General features: G+C 42.7%; 2 protein-coding genes and 1 pseudogene. 1 reads left to right on the forward strand and 2 read right to left on the reverse strand.

Translation table 11 applies throughout. The features are described 5' to 3' along the window. Positions 1-105: pseudogene (locus R7Z49_RS24520) on the forward strand (outer membrane protein assembly factor BamE); the annotation flags it as partial. A gap of 100 nt (positions 106-205) precedes the next feature. On the opposite strand, the gene R7Z49_RS24525 reads toward R7Z49_RS24520, so the two are convergent. Both R7Z49_RS24525 and R7Z49_RS24530 read right to left on the reverse strand, forming a co-directional pair. After that, positions 206-553, reverse strand: a complete 348-nt coding sequence (locus tag R7Z49_RS24525; protein ID WP_005456005.1) for an RnfH family protein — start codon at positions 551-553, stop codon at positions 206-208. Continuing rightward, the coding region (locus R7Z49_RS24530) for an SRPBCC family protein (protein ID WP_318112304.1) at positions 543-763 on the reverse strand (221 nt) is incomplete at its 5' end. The genes R7Z49_RS24525 and R7Z49_RS24530, both read right to left, overlap by 11 nt.

The following is a 763-nucleotide window of genomic DNA, read 5'->3' on the forward strand; positions in this document are numbered from 1 at the left end:
CCAGTACAGAAAGATCTTGTCGTAAACTTTAATGACCAAGGAACGCTGGCCGATATCAGCGGTGACTTCCCGAAAAGTGACGCGTTTTACGAACAGATCCAATAAACCAATCCTTTCATTACATCGATTGGCATCATAAAACCTTTATGCAAAAAAACCTCCCACTTGGGAGGTTTTTTATCATCTAAAATATTGCTTATTCTGCTTACTTGCGCAGAGCATTTGGCTTGCCACCAGTCACTGGATCGGCATTCCCAGCCGCTTTTGCTTGCTCTGCTCGCTTACGACGAATCTCTTTTGGATCTGCCAATAAAGGGCGATAGATTTCAATGCGGTCTTTATCACGTACGGTCGCGTCTAGTTTTACATTACGACTAAACACACCTACTTTGTTTTTCGCTAAATCAATTTCTGGATACAATTCCAAGACACCCGACTGACGAATGATCTCTTCAACCGTCGCGTGGTTATTCACAACTAAGTTAAACACGCGTTGCTCATGAGGCAATGCATACACGACCTCAACGTGAATCATGTCTGACTCAATACTCATAACACTCGTACACCTGTTTCGCGCGTTTGGTAAATGCATTAACCATATTGCTAGTTAGCTCGTTAAAAATCTTGCCGAACGCCATTTCAATCATTTTGCTCGAAAACTCAAACTCAAGCTTAAGTTCAACCTTACATGCCTGCTCATCCAACGCAGTAAAAATCCAACCACCTCGGAGCGTTTTAAACGGACCATCAACCAAGTTCATCA

Origin of the sequence: Vibrio sp. 1562 (genome assembly GCF_033340155.1) — a bacterium.
GTDB classification, from domain to species: Bacteria; Pseudomonadota; Gammaproteobacteria; order Enterobacterales; family Vibrionaceae; genus Vibrio; species Vibrio alginolyticus.

Coding starts and splice junctions, on each gene's coding strand:
- R7Z49_RS24525 (WP_005456005.1), bottom strand. CDS start 553: ATGAGTATTGAGTCAGACATGATTCACGTTGAGGTCGTGTATGCATTG.